Origin of the sequence: Streptococcus sp. 'group B' (genome assembly GCF_002073795.1) — a bacterium.
Taxonomy (GTDB): Bacteria; Bacillota; Bacilli; order Lactobacillales; family Streptococcaceae; genus Streptococcus; species Streptococcus agalactiae.
In genome coordinates, this window is sequence record NZ_CP020432.1 from 1656580 (window position 1) to 1670866 (window position 14287).

Genomic DNA, 14287 nt, shown 5'->3' on the forward strand with positions numbered 1-14287 from the left:
AACAAAAGAATCAATAGGACAATAGCGTCAATTTAGTGACATAATCTATTACAGATTAAGTTCTTTTTGAATAATATAATCCAACTTTTCAACTGTTTTTTCCCATGTGAAATGTTCTTTAATTCTTTTAGCAATATTCTGTTGTAGTTTCTCTCTTAATGCCTTATCTTTTACTAATAAATCAAGAGATTCATGGAGTGACTGAGTATTTTCTTCCATGATGATTCCTAACTCAGGGCTATCAATAACTTCAACTGTTCCACCGCGATCTGTTGCAATAATAGCACTCGAAAGTAGACCAGCTTCTAAAATAGAGGTTGGTAATCCCTCTGGATACATTGATGGGTAAACAAAGATATCTGTCTGTGCCATTAAAGACATAGTCTGTTCAAAGTTTAATTTCCCCAAAAAGTTAATCTGTTTGGACTGATATTTCTCTTTCAAATGTGCTAATTCAGGTCCGTCTCCTGCAATCTGTAAATAAACATTTTCAGAGTACTGTGACATCGAAAATGCTTCTAAGAGCAATTCAATGCCTTTTTCTTTAATAATTCTACCAGCATAAGTGATGAAAATATCATCAGCAGATTTTTCAAGGTAAGCCGTGTCAGCAAAATCAGAACCTAGACTTTCAGATACCGAATTATAAATAACTCCTTTAGCTTCTATATTAAAATGTTTTAACCACTCAACGCTTCTCTTAGATACCGCATAAAAATCTGGACGATAGTGCTTAACACGCGCTGTGAGAAGATGTTCATAGATAGCTCCAAAGAAATCTAAAAAACGATTATTGACAGAAAAATGACTTGACCCATGGTCTAAAACAATACTAGGTAAACGGTGCTTCTTTGCAAAAGATAGCCCTTCTAGCGTTGTTAACTGAAAACGTGTATTACAAATCACAAAATCAATATTTTCATCTGAAACATGTTTCATCAGCGTGTTGTATTCTCGATTTTTGTTAATAATAGGATAGCGCTGCTTGACAATATTTTTGGTCGGTAAACGGTAAATTTTTCTACCCTTGTCTTCATCTATAATCGGTAAATCATCATGATTAGTTGTTACAATAACAACACGGTAGCCACGCTTAACCAAATCTGCTGTCATTTTATCTGTATAACGTTCAATACCTCCGAGGAAGGGTAGATAATATCCTGAGAAAACAGCAACTGTTTTTACCTTATTTTCCATATTTATCCACTTTCATCAATAAGCCATCTTTTAAGCCTTTAATCATAGCAACTAATTTTTTGCTCTTTTGCTCTTCTGCTACCAACACTCGAACAAATTCATTTCGCATAAATACTAAATATTTGTGCCGCTTCTTCTTACCATATTTTTTTATAATATAAATCGCATTGCGTATCATGTAATATTTTCGAAATGGTGAATGATTCAATACATGAAAAACATGGCCAAATTTTTTAACTCGTGAAGAGTGTCCAATTTCGTGTAAAAGACCAATAAAATTAACCTGATAAGTCTTATATCCCATCTCTGACAGACGATAATTCATTTCAGAGTCAACAAAATCAATAAACATCTCTTCTGCAAAGCCAGATGTTTCTTCAAAAACGCTCGTTTTCATTAAAGCAGCCGAAGTAATACACTCTTCAATTTCTTTATAGTCAAATTCTTGCATAACTAAATCTTCACGGTTCATATCTTGATACAAACAAGATAACATACCGACCTTAGGTAAAAGAAGGTAATTTTCATAATTATCTATCAAATCACCTAGGACAACCGAATCTTGATCTAAAGTCAAGAACCAATCAAATTCTTGTGCTACTGCAAATTGACCGATACAGTTCAAAGCATATGCAATTCCTTTATTTTCTGTTAAATAATCAACAGTTAGGTGCCCCTCTTCATTATAATCGGCCACTAATTGAGAAATTTCTTCCTTATTTTTCGAGCCATTATCTACGATGTAGATATGGCTTACTTGAGGATAAATTGCTCGAATGTTCTGATCTAAGCGTTCAATATTGGGGTTAAAGGTGACAATACCCGCTAAATATTTCATGTTCTATGCTCTTTTCTAAAATCTCTAAATAACTGAATGACTGGTGCTTTGGTTATAAAAACGATACCGACATAGATAGTTACTGCTACTAAACTTTGAATGACATAATTTACCAATGATACTGACATTTGAGTATTGATATAATAAAGTACAGCTCCACTAAGAGTAGCAGCAATTAAATAGCGCAGCATTCCTCTTGTTAATTCTTTAAAAGTAAATACATCTCTTAAAGAGATAGCTTGATAGAGGGAGACAATAAATTCAGTAATAACTGTAGAGATAATAGCTCCCATAGCACCTAAAATTGGTATTAAAAGTATATTAAGCACAACATTTGCCACAAGTCCAATAACTGCAGACATTGTGTAAGCTTTTGTACGTCTTGAAGCCAGTAGATACTGTGTCCCTAAAGCGTTACCATAAGAAATGCAAATGATCATCAAAGACTCAACAGCCATTAGCGGACCGACAGCTTCATACCCTTTCCCAAAAAAGAAGACGGCAAATGTCGACGAAACTCCTACCACTCCCGCAATCATTAACATTGAGATAGCATTGCTTAAATCAACAAGTTTCAAAAGTAAAGCCTTAGCTTGCTTTTCTTTTCCTGAAGAAAATAGACTGGAGAGCCTTGGTAAGAAAACTCCTCCGATTGCTGAAACAATGGTAAATAAAATACGAATAATTTTATCAGATTGATCAAAATATCCAGCACTGACCACACTATCCATTGCTCCCAGCATACTCTTGTTAAGAGAGAGATAAATCTGCATGGTGATTTGGGGTAAAAATAACATTAAAGTTGGTCTTAGATGTATTAAGATATCTAATCTACTAAATGGTATCTTGATGATTTCATGCTTTAAATGATGCCAGACTGTTAAATTTCCGAGTAATGATGCAAATGCAATTAAAAACATATAAAGTGCTAGGTCATCTGGCGTCTTCACAACTAAGAAGGTCAAAACAACTGTAATAAGCTTAACAATGGTATTACGAATGACAATTATCTTAAAGTCTTCAACTCCAATAAAATACCACGAAATATCAGTTGCAGTCGCTAATAAATTAATACCTTGAATTAAATAGAATAATTGCCATTCGTTTGTAAGTAAGACAAATCCAAAGAATAATAACGTTGCTATAGATACAGAGGCAAGTTTTAATACAACTAATTCCCAAAATATCTTACTTCTCTTATACTTATTTGACTGCACAAAAGCTATCTCACGATTACCGTACAAAGATATCCCTAAAGCACCAAATAAAGTAAAGTACATGACAATGGAGCTCGTATAGGCATTAATACCGATGCCTTGAGGAGATAGTACACGGGAAACATAAGGAACTGTTACTAAAGGTAACAACAAAGTCAATAACTGGTATGAGGTATTATAAAACATATTTTTCAAAAGTTTCATTAGTTTCTCCTCATAATTAAACTAATAACAGTATCAAATAACAATAAGGCATTTGATACAATTACCAAGCCAGTTAACGCATACGGCACCACTTTCCTTCCTGCCTCATTTAGACGCGCTGGAATACTTGATGCAAAAACTTGTACCAAAAGCAATGTAACAGTAAAGTAACGTCCTTGAACTCCTTCAATGTAGCTTGTTGGCGCTCCACGATATTCTAACATGATAAAAAAGACACCAAGAATTCCCACAAAGAAACTAGCTAAGAAAAGAAATCCCATATTTTTTGACTTAACAAATTTTTCTTCAGAAAACCATACTAGAAAGACCATGAGATACCATACTGATGATACCCAAGTGGGAATAAAATTCTGACTTGGATATGGAGAGGCAAGCCAGGAAGTAATGTCATTACTTAAAATATTGATACCAGCATAATTATAGCCAAATGTCATTACATAACGTCTTAAAACAGCAAGGACACCACCATGTCTTGCGGTCAGAACATAAACTATAGCAAGTGACAAAAAGGTTAGACATAGCCAAAATAGCTTTTTAGATTTAAGACCTTGAAATAAATGTGATAGCTTCTGATTATAGCCCATTAATTTAGGATTGTTAACCTGCAATAATACCGGTATTACTAGCAATAAAAACAGCCAGTAATTCTGCTTACATGCAACAATGACTAAAAGAATCAATCCTATAAGAGCAATACTACGATTTTTAGTCAACGATTTATCAACTAAAAGATTTATCAAAAGCGATAAAAATGCTCCAAATACAATATATCCAGTCGAGTCATAAGATAGACTAGCAAATGAATTTAGAACTACGGGACTGAGGAAAATAGCAAAGTAGATTAACTTTCCTTTTTTCACATACCGGATAATGAGGGCAACCAAGGTGATTGAGACAAAGGAACTAAATAACCTTGCTACTGTAATCATTACCCCCATAGAAGGATACACAAATTTGCCTAAAAATAAGCCAACTGCTGGCACAAGATGACCCCAAAAAACAAAGTTATGTTTAGAATAGTTTATCTCACGAGGCAAATGATTACCATCAACAAAATTGGCTTTATTTAAATAGTATTTTTCAAATCTAGTACCATCTCTATAGGAGGTCGATTGTCGTCTCATACCTGAATCAATATTATATTCTCCATAGTAAGAAGTATCAATAATGTTATTTGAAATACGACCAGACACAGCTAAATGGTATTGTCCATCAGGTTCATTGAAAAATGGCATTAATAGGCTCAATACAATAGTAATCGTTAAGCCTAATATAAAATATGTTTTATGCAAGTTCTTGTCTAGAAAAAACTTTTCAAATAGACGAACTTTTTTGAGGTTCATATTAACTCCTTTTTATATCTTTTAATAAAAACACCAAGTCACGAATGCGATTTGAAAAGCTATCATAGAACCGTTTTTTAGTCATCATTTGTTTAAGTATTGCTACAAAATCTTTATTTTGAGCATTTTTATAACGTTGCTGATTAAAATCCAGATAAGCTTTAGCTTCCCTTAATTGACTAGAGCTACTTTTTTCTAAAAATGGTACAAGGATGATATAGTAACTCAAAACAAAATACAGTTCTTGTAAATGCCTTTCGTAACTTGAGCTCATATTCAAGATATTCCCACTTGCATTCTCAGCATGTCGCTTATGTTCACCAACACTTCTGTTTAAATTGTAACCTGAACCAATGACACCAGATACCCCTGCAAAAAGATTATCATGTGACAAAATTAAATTATCACTGTAAAAAGTCATTACTTGATCAACAAACGACTTGCGTAAACAAAAAGTCCAACCTTGACGATAGTTATGATATGAAAAGTCTAATGGATACTTAGAAATTGTTTCCTCACCATTGAACTTAAAATTATTGGGAATAGTAGCCTCTTCTGATAACTTTTTGATATCAATATCGGCGCTAAGAAGGTTTATATCTTGGCGTTCTTCCATAATATCAACTTGCATCTTATTTTTATGATGATACCATGTGTCATCTTGATCACTAAAAAAGACATAGTCAACCTCATAGGCTAACACATCAATAAGTAATTGACGAAAATTTAAACGCCAACCTAAATTTTTATCATTACTAGTTATTGACCAACCATCTAAACGGTGCTCTTTTATATAGTCTTCAACCACCTTTACAGTATCATCAGTAGAGCCATCGTCCCTCATTAAGACATAGTCTGGTCTCAACGTTTGATTTCTAATTGAATCTAGCTGATCGTGGATGAAACCTTGACCATTATATGTTGCCATCAAAACTGCTGTTTTTACCATATTATTCCTTACTTTTTAAACGCAAATAATAAATCTCTCATACGTCCACTATTAGAGTTATAGAGTCGCCAATTTTTAATCACAAAAGCACTATTATGAATTAATGACAATTTAGAAGCTTCCAATCTTTCTTTTTCAAAGGCTAAGCGTTGATTTAAAGCGACATCATTTTGATATTTGTTGACAACCTTCTGCATGGTTTCGTAAAAATCAACAAATGTTTTTAATCCTGTGATATGTTGTGTTTTAGGCGACTTCCAATTCAAAACAAATTTGCTATTACCACTTGCGTTTCCTCCATATCGAATATGAACTCCTACGCTTTCGTTAAGGTTATAACCATTTCCAATAATACTGGCAGTTGTCTCGATAAGATTATCGTGCGAAATATTAGCTCCAAAAGTCCAATTATCAGCGATAGCTTGCGCAAAATCTCTCTTCATAGCAATGGTCCATCCGGGACGGAATGTTTGATAATCATATACTTTAGGATACTGACTGATTCTATCACTAGAAGAAAAAGTTAGAAAATGTGGAACACTGGCTTCTGTAGACATCGTTTTGATATCAACGTCTGCACTCAAAACCTCAATTTGAGGGTTATCTGACATAATGGCAAACTGTCGTTCGTTTTTATCAAGATACCAAATATCATCTTGATCACTAAAAAAGACATAGTCAACCTCATAGGCTAACACATCAATAAGTAATTGACGAAAATTTAAACGCCAGCCTAAGTTTTTGTCGTTTTTAACAATTTTCCAGCCTTCTAACTCATGTTTTGCGATATAGTTATTGACGACATTGACTGTTTCATCCGTTGAACAATCATCCCTCAATAATACATAATCTGGTTTTAATGTCTGTTGGCGAATTGAATCAAGTTGTTCAGATATAAATTTTTCGCCATTGTATGTCGCCATTAAAACTGCTGTCTTTACCATATTACTCCTCAAATGCTTGTACTGTTTTTAATATTCCAGATTCAAGAGAAACTTCTCGCTTCCATCCCAACGCTTCTAATTTGGCCATAGTGAGACGTGTTCTCCCCATTTTGCTATAACCTGCACTCATAGTTTTAGGAATATCGAATACTACTGAAATATTTTTATCAGAAAAGAGATCAACTAACTTTTGTGCCAAATCCTTAATCATAATGGGTTGATCTTCATTTGCTACATTGTAAGCTTGACCAACTTCACCATTTAATAAAATAGTAAATAACCCTGATACAGCATCTGCTAAATAACAGAAAGCACGCTCTGCTGTACCACTACTTTTTAAAACGATATCTTTGCCATCAATGACATTCGATAAAAGATCATTCATAATACGACCATCGTTACCAAGCTCCATACCAGGACCAAATGAATGTGCAATACGAGCAATAGTAAAGGGTACCTTATATTGATCATAGTAACTTTGCAGTAGAGTTTCAGCCATACGTTTGCTTTCTGGGTAACAAGCTCTAGTAGCTAAAATATCAAATCCACCATAAGCTTCTTCATCAATCACTTCTTTAATAGATGTTCCATATACTTCACGCGTTGATAAGAACAAGAAGTTTTCAATTGTTTTTTCCTTTGCAAAGTCTAATAAATTCAATGTACCAATTGTATTAGCTTTTATGATGCTAACAGGATTACTCAAAATAGCAGTTGGACTAGCATTGCTTGCTGCATGGATAATGTAATCCACTTTTCCATCATACTCTAGGCGTTCTTCTACATCATAAGGAATTAAGGTGAAATAATCTTTCCCAACTAAATCTGAAAATTTATCACGGGCTTTTTCAATGTTTCTAGCTGTCGCAATAATTTGCGTTTGGTAATTTCTTGTCTCATTGAGATAGGCTAGTAAAAATACCATATAACTCGCTAACATACTATTAGAACCACTTATTAAAACGCCTTTATTAGCAATTCTTTCCCAATTAATATAATTTTGGTTACTAATAAGTGCTAAATCTTCTTGTACAATTTTATTACTAAATTTAATCATCATTACATCCCATAAATTTGTTCATTTTCTCTAGCATCATACAAAGCTTTAAACATATAAAAATCATCTGGTGTTGTTATCTTGATATTTTCATATGGTCCCTCAACAATAGTGAGTTCACGATTGTACATACCCATCAAAGTACTAGAATCAATTGCATCAGTAATCCCTTTGCTAATGGCATCACGTTCAACAGAAAGGATATCTGATAGATAAAAACTTTGTGGCGCTTTAGCAATGAAGGAACGAGTACGATCAACAACTTCAGATATTTTAGAAGAATCATTGACTAGAACAACTGTCTCTTTAGCACGAACTGAAGTTACCGCACTTCCTGTTTCTTTTACTGACTGTATATTAGCATTAATAACTTCTTCATTAATCAATGGACGTACTCCGTCATGAATTAAAACAACGGCATCATCTGTAGCCAGCTGTTCAGCGGCTTCAAGCCCCTTAAAAATTGACATTTGGCCAGTTTCTCCACCTGCAACAACTGCTTTTACTTTCGTAAGGTTGAAACGCTCTACCAGATTATTCATATAATCTAGCCAGTCTGATACACAGACAACTACTACAGCATCAATAGCTTCTGTATTTTGGAAAATATCAATTGTGTGTACAATAATGGGTTTACCATGCACTTCTAGGAATTGCTTTGGTTTACCTTTGGTATTCATGCGACGACCAACACCACCTGCAAAAATAACTCCAATATTCATCATTAACCTTCTTTCCAGTACCAAGTGTAATAACTATGACTTTCTCTCTTACTTTCTGGAGGTAATTCCATATAACTACCCCCATATAATTGATTCAGATAAGCATGCTCATTTTTAATTTTTCGGGTTTTAATGTTTTCAAACATAACATCTTCATACTCAGAAAAAATTTCTCTTGGAAAATATTCTTTCAAGCGATATCTTGAATCGGTATAACCCATGTAAGGAACCTCTTGATTATTATATGTTTCCATCACTTGATCAACAATTTCAGCACGTTTTTTAGCTTGGCCGTGATAAGCGATGAATCGGGGTAGCCCCAAAATTAGCCTTGCATTTGCATAAAGCTTTCGGGAACCGCTAGCAAAATTGGGGTAAGTCGTACACATCAAATTTGCAGCAGCAGAGTGAACTTTTTTAAAGAATCTTTGACGTTCTTCTGCACTCTCTGGTAATCGGTCAAGTGGGAAGATATCAATAAAAATCCCTGTCCAAGGATGAATTCTATCTGTTTTACTTAAGTACATTGACTTTGTGTGATACAGCTTGGCAAATGGCCATAGATTTTTTTCAACAGAATGATGTAGCAATTTAAAATCGCTATTATTAGCATCAGCTAATGCTTTCATCAAACGCTCATACTGGCTTCTTTCTAGCATCAAATCAATATCGTCATCCCATGGAATGAATCCTTTATGTCTCATTGCTCCCAGTAGGCTGCCTCCGCCTAAAGAATATTCAATTTTATTATCACGCGCAACTTTATCAATATAAGCTAACATTTCAAGTTGAACTTCTCTTATTTCTGAGACCGTCATTTCTTTCATAATTACCTCTGTCTAACAGTTAACTCACATTCTTTTAAATACAAATCTTATAGCTGTAATATAGAAAATAAATAAAGCTACTGCAAAAAGAATCACTAGGGTCATGGGTTTGAAAGTTTTCTTTGTTTTTTGACCTTTTGGAGTGTTTGCAAGTGCATTGTATTCTTGTTTGTTGTACTGCATGTCCATTATATAACCATTTATATTATAGTTACCAAATTGTGCTTTAGAAACACTATCTTTATTTACTGTAAAATAAAATGGTTTATTGCTTTGTAAGTAGCCTTTTGGAGATTTTGTCTGTATTAAGAAATACTTATACTTATTAGACAAACCTCGTAATTTAAATAATGATTGGTTACTTTTCACTTGTTTTTTATAGTTATAAGCCCATAACCTAGGATTCAAGTCTATGTCATTTGAATAGCCATCAATACCTATAATGTTATTTCCTCTAATATGGTAAGCATTTTGGTTAAGATATTCTTTATTTAAACTCTTAATCGTTTTTTGAGTATTTATCCAAAAGCCATTAGGTTGATATAGAGATACTTTTTTATCTGCATTCAATCTTCCTAAAATATACTCTGAACCTTGCAATAATCTATTTTGATTGTCGTCATACATGGCAAAATTTATACCATAACTGCTCAAACTAGGTGTCTTTATATAGCCTTTAGAATCCTCGACAAAAATCCCTTGATCTTGTTTTTGATTATCAACAGAAATTAGACTCCGTTTAGTCTCTATGACGCCTTTCTTTTCCTGAGCAACAGACAAATTATAATCTCTTTTTGAAGCAACATGTCCTGTAATCTCTAACTCTTTAATATCAGCATTTGTCAAATCAAAGTCTAACTTATCAATAGAGTGAAGTTTATACAGGCTATTTTGTAATAATTCTTTTTGCTCTGTTTCATCACCACTACTATTTAAAACAATTTTATCACCATCGACACTAATACTGCTATCTATTGGATACAAACGTCCCTCTTTACCTTCTTCCGCAATAATAGGCGCTTGAGAAAGTCGGTAATTATAATTAGTACTATCTACTACAAAATTAGGGCTAACTCTGACAGTCAGCTGCTTTGAATAAATTGGAATCCTATAAGTAATACGTTTACCGTATTCAACTCCTATAGTATCTCTTTTTTTGTTATTAACAGTTACTCGAGGATTATCTACTCGGGTATTACCAAGATAAATCGTTTCGTTTTTCTGAATATTTTTCAACACATATTCTTGAGTTTCTGCGCTGTTTTCAAAAGCAGTTAAACCAACTGGAATATTACCAATTGCTTTTCCTTTGTTATTTGTGAACTTATAACGTTTATTTTCTGGATTATATAAAACACTTGGCTCTTCTAAGCCATTCATGTAAATTAAATAATCTTTATTCTTTTCAAGCAGTAACCTTACAATAGCAATAGCATCCTGTCTAGTATTTTTTATACCAGAACCAAATCTATAGTTATTATCCATAAGGACTTTTTTACCACTAACTTGGTACTTCCGCTTGATACTATCAAAAGTATAGTGTGTAAAGTCTTTGCTCTCAAACTCCCCCGTCCTCACTTTATCCAATGCTGTTTGTAAATGAATAGCATTAATCTGAACACTGTATTGCGGGGTATTATTATGATAATAATAAGCTGTAATATCTACTTTTTTATCTGTTTTTACTTTTTTATTATTTTGGCAACCTACTAAAAAAAGCATGAAAAACAGACAAATAAAAATATGTTTTTTACTCATCTAAAGTGCTATCCTCTATCTCTTTTTTCAACAAAGAAACCTCTTGAATCAGGCGTTTAATTTGCTCATCTCTTTTGGTATTGCTACTAGTATCAAATAATTCTAAACAAAACAGAAATAAAATAGCACCAAATAACAAGAAATTCATCGTTAAAGCGAATCCAAGGTGATGAGCGATAAATGAGACCACCCCAGGAAATACACTAATAAAGACTAGAATTAAACCAACTAATAGCCAAGGTAAAGAACGTTTAACAGAAAATGTGTTTTTATTAACCATTCTTATAATCATATAAAGTAGGACAATGGCTAAAATAAACATTTCAATTTGCAATGCTAAACTCATTTATCATCCTCCTTAATAAACCCTGCAATAATAATTGATGTTAAAACATCCGTCATATAAAAAATCGATTTTAGGGAACTTATACTTGAAGTACCTGCCTCACGTTCAAACATATTAGCTGTGACTTCCTTCAAACGATAGCCTTTTTTCAAAATCCGAGCAGTTGATTCAGGCTCTGGGTATTGTACTGGATAATGACACGATAAATAAGCTATTAGCGCCGCGTTGGCTGCCCTATAACCACTTGTTGTATCATAGACTTTGTGTCCCGTCGTTAATTTTATAGCAGCAGATATTAAATTTATGCCAAGACGCCTCATTGCTGTCGATTGAAAATTTTGATGTTTTTTATCAACAAAGCGAGAACCAATAACAAAATCTGCTTCGTCATTTAAGATTGGCATAACAACATCTTCAATGCTTCTAATATCATGTTGACCATCACCATCAAATTGAACGGCAACATCGTAATGATTACGATTAGCGTATAAGTATCCTGTCTGCACACAGCCACCAATACCTAGATTTTGAACAAGGTCAATATGATTTAAACCCAATCTATCTAATAACTCTGGAGTACCATCGGTTGACCCATCGTTAATAACAATATAATCCAGCTCAAAAGGTAGTGAGCGAGACGCCTTAAAATCTACAATAGTCTGGACTGTCTTTGCAATACTACCTTCTTCATTATAAGCAGGTATCACTAGTAAAATTTTTTTCATCATCTTATCTCTTATTGTAATAATTTGTTGCAATCAACCATTTAAACACAACTTGATGCTTAAATTGATTTTTGCTATAACCATATTTCCATAACCACCTTAATCTTGTCATAAAAGGCTGTTTGTCAATTTTTATAAAACATTTAATGAGCTCAAGATCATTAGCTGTCATAATATCACCATACTTATCAACAATTAAGGAAGCTTGCTTTTGTGAGTCATGGATAAGTTTCCAATACCTTGTAAATATAGATTTAGGACCTTCACGAAGTATCTTAAATCTCTTATCCATTGTCCTCGCCCCCAAAACATTATTGTCATGTTGACGGTATAGTTGAGTTGGTAAATCCAAATAAATGATTTCTCCTAAACTTGCTGCTAAGAGTGCTAAAAACCAATCATGCATTAAGATATCATTAGGAGTAAACCACTTCTCAGCTAATGCATGATTTATCATCATAGTCCCACCAGTAACAGTATTCTCAGTTAGTTCTGGTAATAATGTCGTATTGGCATGGTGCGATTGAGCCCGAATCATGCTGTCTTGTAAAATATTTAATTCTTGATTAACAACTTTCAAATCAGTATAAACAAGTAATGGTACATCAGATGCTTTATGCTTTGCTGCCTCTAAACTTACAGATAACTTTTCTGGCAACCATACATCATCTTGATCACTAAAAAAATAGAAATCTGCAACTTCGTAATTAACTAGCGTAAAAAATGATTTAATAACTCCTAAATTATGGTGCTCATTTTCATTAATGAAACGAATTCGAGAATCTTTAGCAGTAAAGTTTCTAATAATATCACATGTCTTGTCACTTGAACCATCATCTCTGATTAGGAGGTTCCACTCTTTAAAGGTTTGCTTTTGGATACTTTCGATTTGCTGCGCCAGAAACTTCTCTCCATTGTAGGTGGCCATTAAAATATTAACTTTCATTTAAAAACAAATCCTCATATTCTTCAACAATTTTTTTCCAAGTATAGTTTTCTTGAATAATGGCTTTTGCTCGATCACCGTAAGTAGATAAATCCTGTTGTTGATCACTATCGTTAATAAGCTTAGCTAAATCCCCCTCTTTTTTAGTCCAGTAAAAACTTGAGAGACCTGCTACTGATTTGTTGAAATCAACATCTAGAACAAGATTCAAATCAGTATTAGCTAAAGCCTCAAGCAGTCCTGGATTAGTACCGCCAACTTCATGCCCATGAATATAAGCAAAGGCTTGTTGACGAACATAATCCAGCAGATCTTTTTCATAGAGCGTACCTACAAACTTAACTCTTTTATCTTGTTGAAGGTTTGTCTTTAAGGACAACTTTTCAAAGTAGGGGTTATTTTGATGGTTACAGATAATAACTAAATCACGCTTAGTATCTGAAGCCATGAACTCCCTAATAGCCGTTTCATAATTGTTTTCAGGGACAAATCGACCAACGATTAGATAGTAACCCTTAGACTTAATATTCCATTTTTTAAACAACTGTTTGACACGTGGATCATCTGACGATAATTTCCTAGAATTAATCTCTGTACCGTAAGCAATGAACCTTGTCTTCACATTAGAGTAGGTAGATTGAATGTAATTTTCAATACCAATATTATCAGAAATAATTAGGTCTGCATTTTTAGTCATACATTTTTCGGCGTATTTTAAATAACGCTGTGTGGGACGAGACCACTTTGATCGCTTCCACTCTAAACCATCCGGATTAACATACAATAAGCCACCGACTTTATGTATTTTATTGGCAAAATGCCAAATAAAGGCACCAATTGTATTTCCTAAAATATAAAAAATAGGCTCTTTTAAATCATGTGTCTTAACCAAGTCAAGGGCATAATTAATGGCCATAATATCATAAGCAATCACACGTGCTGGCCCTAATTGGGGAGGATTTATAGTAAAACAATCAGCGTCAGCAAAGTTAAAATGAGTATGATGTTCTTTATCACTAAGGCATGCAACATGGTATTTTATGTCGGAACTTTTTTGATGATTAATCAATTCTGAAACAAAAGTTTCAAAACCACCGTAACGAGCTGGCAACCCTCTACTTCCTATAATGAAAACATCTTGCATCATCTTCTCCATTCTAGCTAAACAATCCATACAATTATACCATAAATTA

Annotated in this window: 14 protein-coding genes; all 14 read right to left on the minus strand. The window is 33.5% G+C overall.

The annotated features are described in order from the left end of the window. Window positions 1-48: 48 nt before the first annotated feature. From A6J68_RS08650 to cps2T, 14 genes are read right to left on the minus strand one after another with little or no spacing between them, the layout of a single operon-like run. Complete coding sequence (locus A6J68_RS08650) at window positions 49-1197, minus strand: glycosyltransferase family 4 protein (protein ID WP_000428962.1); 1149 nt, start codon at window positions 1195-1197, stop codon at window positions 49-51. Continuing rightward, window positions 1187-2035 carry a glycosyltransferase gene (locus A6J68_RS08655; protein ID WP_000875982.1) on the minus strand — a complete coding sequence of 283 codons (849 nt, stop codon included), beginning with the start codon at window positions 2033-2035 and terminating at the stop codon, window positions 1187-1189. Before A6J68_RS08655 ends, A6J68_RS08650 begins: the two co-directional genes overlap by 11 nt. Beyond that, window positions 2032-3456 (minus strand): oligosaccharide flippase family protein, encoded by a 1425-nt coding sequence (locus A6J68_RS08660; protein ID WP_000771251.1) that lies wholly within the window; start codon window positions 3454-3456, stop codon window positions 2032-2034. The genes A6J68_RS08655 and A6J68_RS08660 overlap by 4 nt, the downstream gene beginning before the upstream one ends. Beyond that, entirely contained in the window at window positions 3456-4820 is a 1365-nt protein-coding gene (locus A6J68_RS08665) for a DUF2142 domain-containing protein (protein ID WP_001049710.1), read from the minus strand. Before A6J68_RS08665 ends, A6J68_RS08660 begins: the two co-directional genes overlap by 1 nt. A gap of 1 nt (window position 4821) precedes the next feature. Further along, window positions 4822-5769: a glycosyltransferase gene (locus A6J68_RS08670; protein ID WP_000241104.1), complete on the minus strand. Its 948-nt coding sequence runs from the start codon at window positions 5767-5769 to the stop codon at window positions 4822-4824. 8 nt (window positions 5770-5777) lie between these two features. Further along, a complete protein-coding gene (locus tag A6J68_RS08675; RefSeq protein ID WP_000241097.1) occupies window positions 5778-6713 on the minus strand; it encodes a glycosyltransferase family 2 protein in 936 nt (311 codons plus the stop codon). Window position 6714: 1 nt separating this feature from the next. Further along, complete coding sequence (locus tag A6J68_RS08680; protein WP_000972791.1) at window positions 6715-7773, minus strand: NAD-dependent epimerase/dehydratase family protein; 1059 nt, start codon at window positions 7771-7773, stop codon at window positions 6715-6717. Next, window positions 7773-8495 carry an IspD/TarI family cytidylyltransferase gene (locus tag A6J68_RS08685; protein WP_000981011.1) on the minus strand — a complete coding sequence of 241 codons (723 nt, stop codon included), beginning with the start codon at window positions 8493-8495 and terminating at the stop codon, window positions 7773-7775. Before A6J68_RS08685 ends, A6J68_RS08680 begins: the two co-directional genes overlap by 1 nt. Further along, window positions 8495-9319 (minus strand): LicD family protein, encoded by an 825-nt coding sequence (locus A6J68_RS08690; RefSeq protein ID WP_000661823.1) that lies wholly within the window; start codon window positions 9317-9319, stop codon window positions 8495-8497. Before A6J68_RS08690 ends, A6J68_RS08685 begins: the two co-directional genes overlap by 1 nt. A 24-nt stretch (window positions 9320-9343) precedes the next feature. Then, entirely contained in the window at window positions 9344-11077 is a 1734-nt protein-coding gene (locus A6J68_RS08695; protein WP_000037459.1) for a SpaA isopeptide-forming pilin-related protein, read from the minus strand. Continuing rightward, window positions 11070-11423 (minus strand): DUF2304 domain-containing protein, encoded by a 354-nt coding sequence (locus tag A6J68_RS08700; protein WP_000050394.1) that lies wholly within the window; start codon window positions 11421-11423, stop codon window positions 11070-11072. Before A6J68_RS08700 ends, A6J68_RS08695 begins: the two co-directional genes overlap by 8 nt. After that, window positions 11420-12151, minus strand: coding sequence for a glycosyltransferase family 2 protein (locus A6J68_RS08705; RefSeq protein WP_000976127.1), 732 nt, complete (start codon window positions 12149-12151; stop codon window positions 11420-11422). The genes A6J68_RS08700 and A6J68_RS08705 overlap by 4 nt, the downstream gene beginning before the upstream one ends. Window position 12152: 1 nt before the next feature. Continuing rightward, window positions 12153-13094 (minus strand): glycosyltransferase family 2 protein, encoded by a 942-nt coding sequence (locus tag A6J68_RS08710; protein ID WP_000867340.1) that lies wholly within the window; start codon window positions 13092-13094, stop codon window positions 12153-12155. Further along, window positions 13084-14238: a beta 1-4 rhamnosyltransferase Cps2T gene (gene cps2T, locus A6J68_RS08715; RefSeq protein ID WP_001154391.1), complete on the minus strand. Its 1155-nt coding sequence runs from the start codon at window positions 14236-14238 to the stop codon at window positions 13084-13086. Before cps2T ends, A6J68_RS08710 begins: the two co-directional genes overlap by 11 nt. Window positions 14239-14287: the final 49 nt, after the last annotated feature.

What these genes read in the sequence shown, in the direction of transcription:
- A6J68_RS08650 (WP_000428962.1), bottom strand. Translation starts at nt 1,197, where the DNA reads ATGGAAAATAAGGTAAAAACAGTTGCTGTTTTCTCAGGATATTATCTA.
- A6J68_RS08675 (WP_000241097.1), bottom strand. Translation starts at nt 6,713, where the DNA reads ATGGTAAAGACAGCAGTTTTAATGGCGACATACAATGGCGAAAAATTT.
- A6J68_RS08710 (WP_000867340.1), bottom strand. Translation starts at nt 13,094, where the DNA reads ATGAAAGTTAATATTTTAATGGCCACCTACAATGGAGAGAAGTTTCTG.
- A6J68_RS08655 (WP_000875982.1), bottom strand. Translation starts at nt 2,035, where the DNA reads ATGAAATATTTAGCGGGTATTGTCACCTTTAACCCCAATATTGAACGC.
- A6J68_RS08695 (WP_000037459.1), bottom strand. Translation starts at nt 11,077, where the DNA reads ATGAGTAAAAAACATATTTTTATTTGTCTGTTTTTCATGCTTTTTTTA.
- A6J68_RS08685 (WP_000981011.1), bottom strand. Translation starts at nt 8,495, where the DNA reads ATGATGAATATTGGAGTTATTTTTGCAGGTGGTGTTGGTCGTCGCATG.
- A6J68_RS08665 (WP_001049710.1), bottom strand. Translation starts at nt 4,820, where the DNA reads ATGAACCTCAAAAAAGTTCGTCTATTTGAAAAGTTTTTTCTAGACAAG.
- A6J68_RS08670 (WP_000241104.1), bottom strand. Translation starts at nt 5,769, where the DNA reads ATGGTAAAAACAGCAGTTTTGATGGCAACATATAATGGTCAAGGTTTC.
- A6J68_RS08690 (WP_000661823.1), bottom strand. Translation starts at nt 9,319, where the DNA reads ATGAAAGAAATGACGGTCTCAGAAATAAGAGAAGTTCAACTTGAAATG.
- A6J68_RS08705 (WP_000976127.1), bottom strand. Translation starts at nt 12,151, where the DNA reads ATGATGAAAAAAATTTTACTAGTGATACCTGCTTATAATGAAGAAGGT.
- A6J68_RS08700 (WP_000050394.1), bottom strand. Translation starts at nt 11,423, where the DNA reads ATGAGTTTAGCATTGCAAATTGAAATGTTTATTTTAGCCATTGTCCTA.
- A6J68_RS08680 (WP_000972791.1), bottom strand. Translation starts at nt 7,773, where the DNA reads ATGATGATTAAATTTAGTAATAAAATTGTACAAGAAGATTTAGCACTT.
- cps2T (WP_001154391.1), bottom strand. Translation starts at nt 14,238, where the DNA reads ATGCAAGATGTTTTCATTATAGGAAGTAGAGGGTTGCCAGCTCGTTAC.
- A6J68_RS08660 (WP_000771251.1), bottom strand. Translation starts at nt 3,456, where the DNA reads ATGAAACTTTTGAAAAATATGTTTTATAATACCTCATACCAGTTATTG.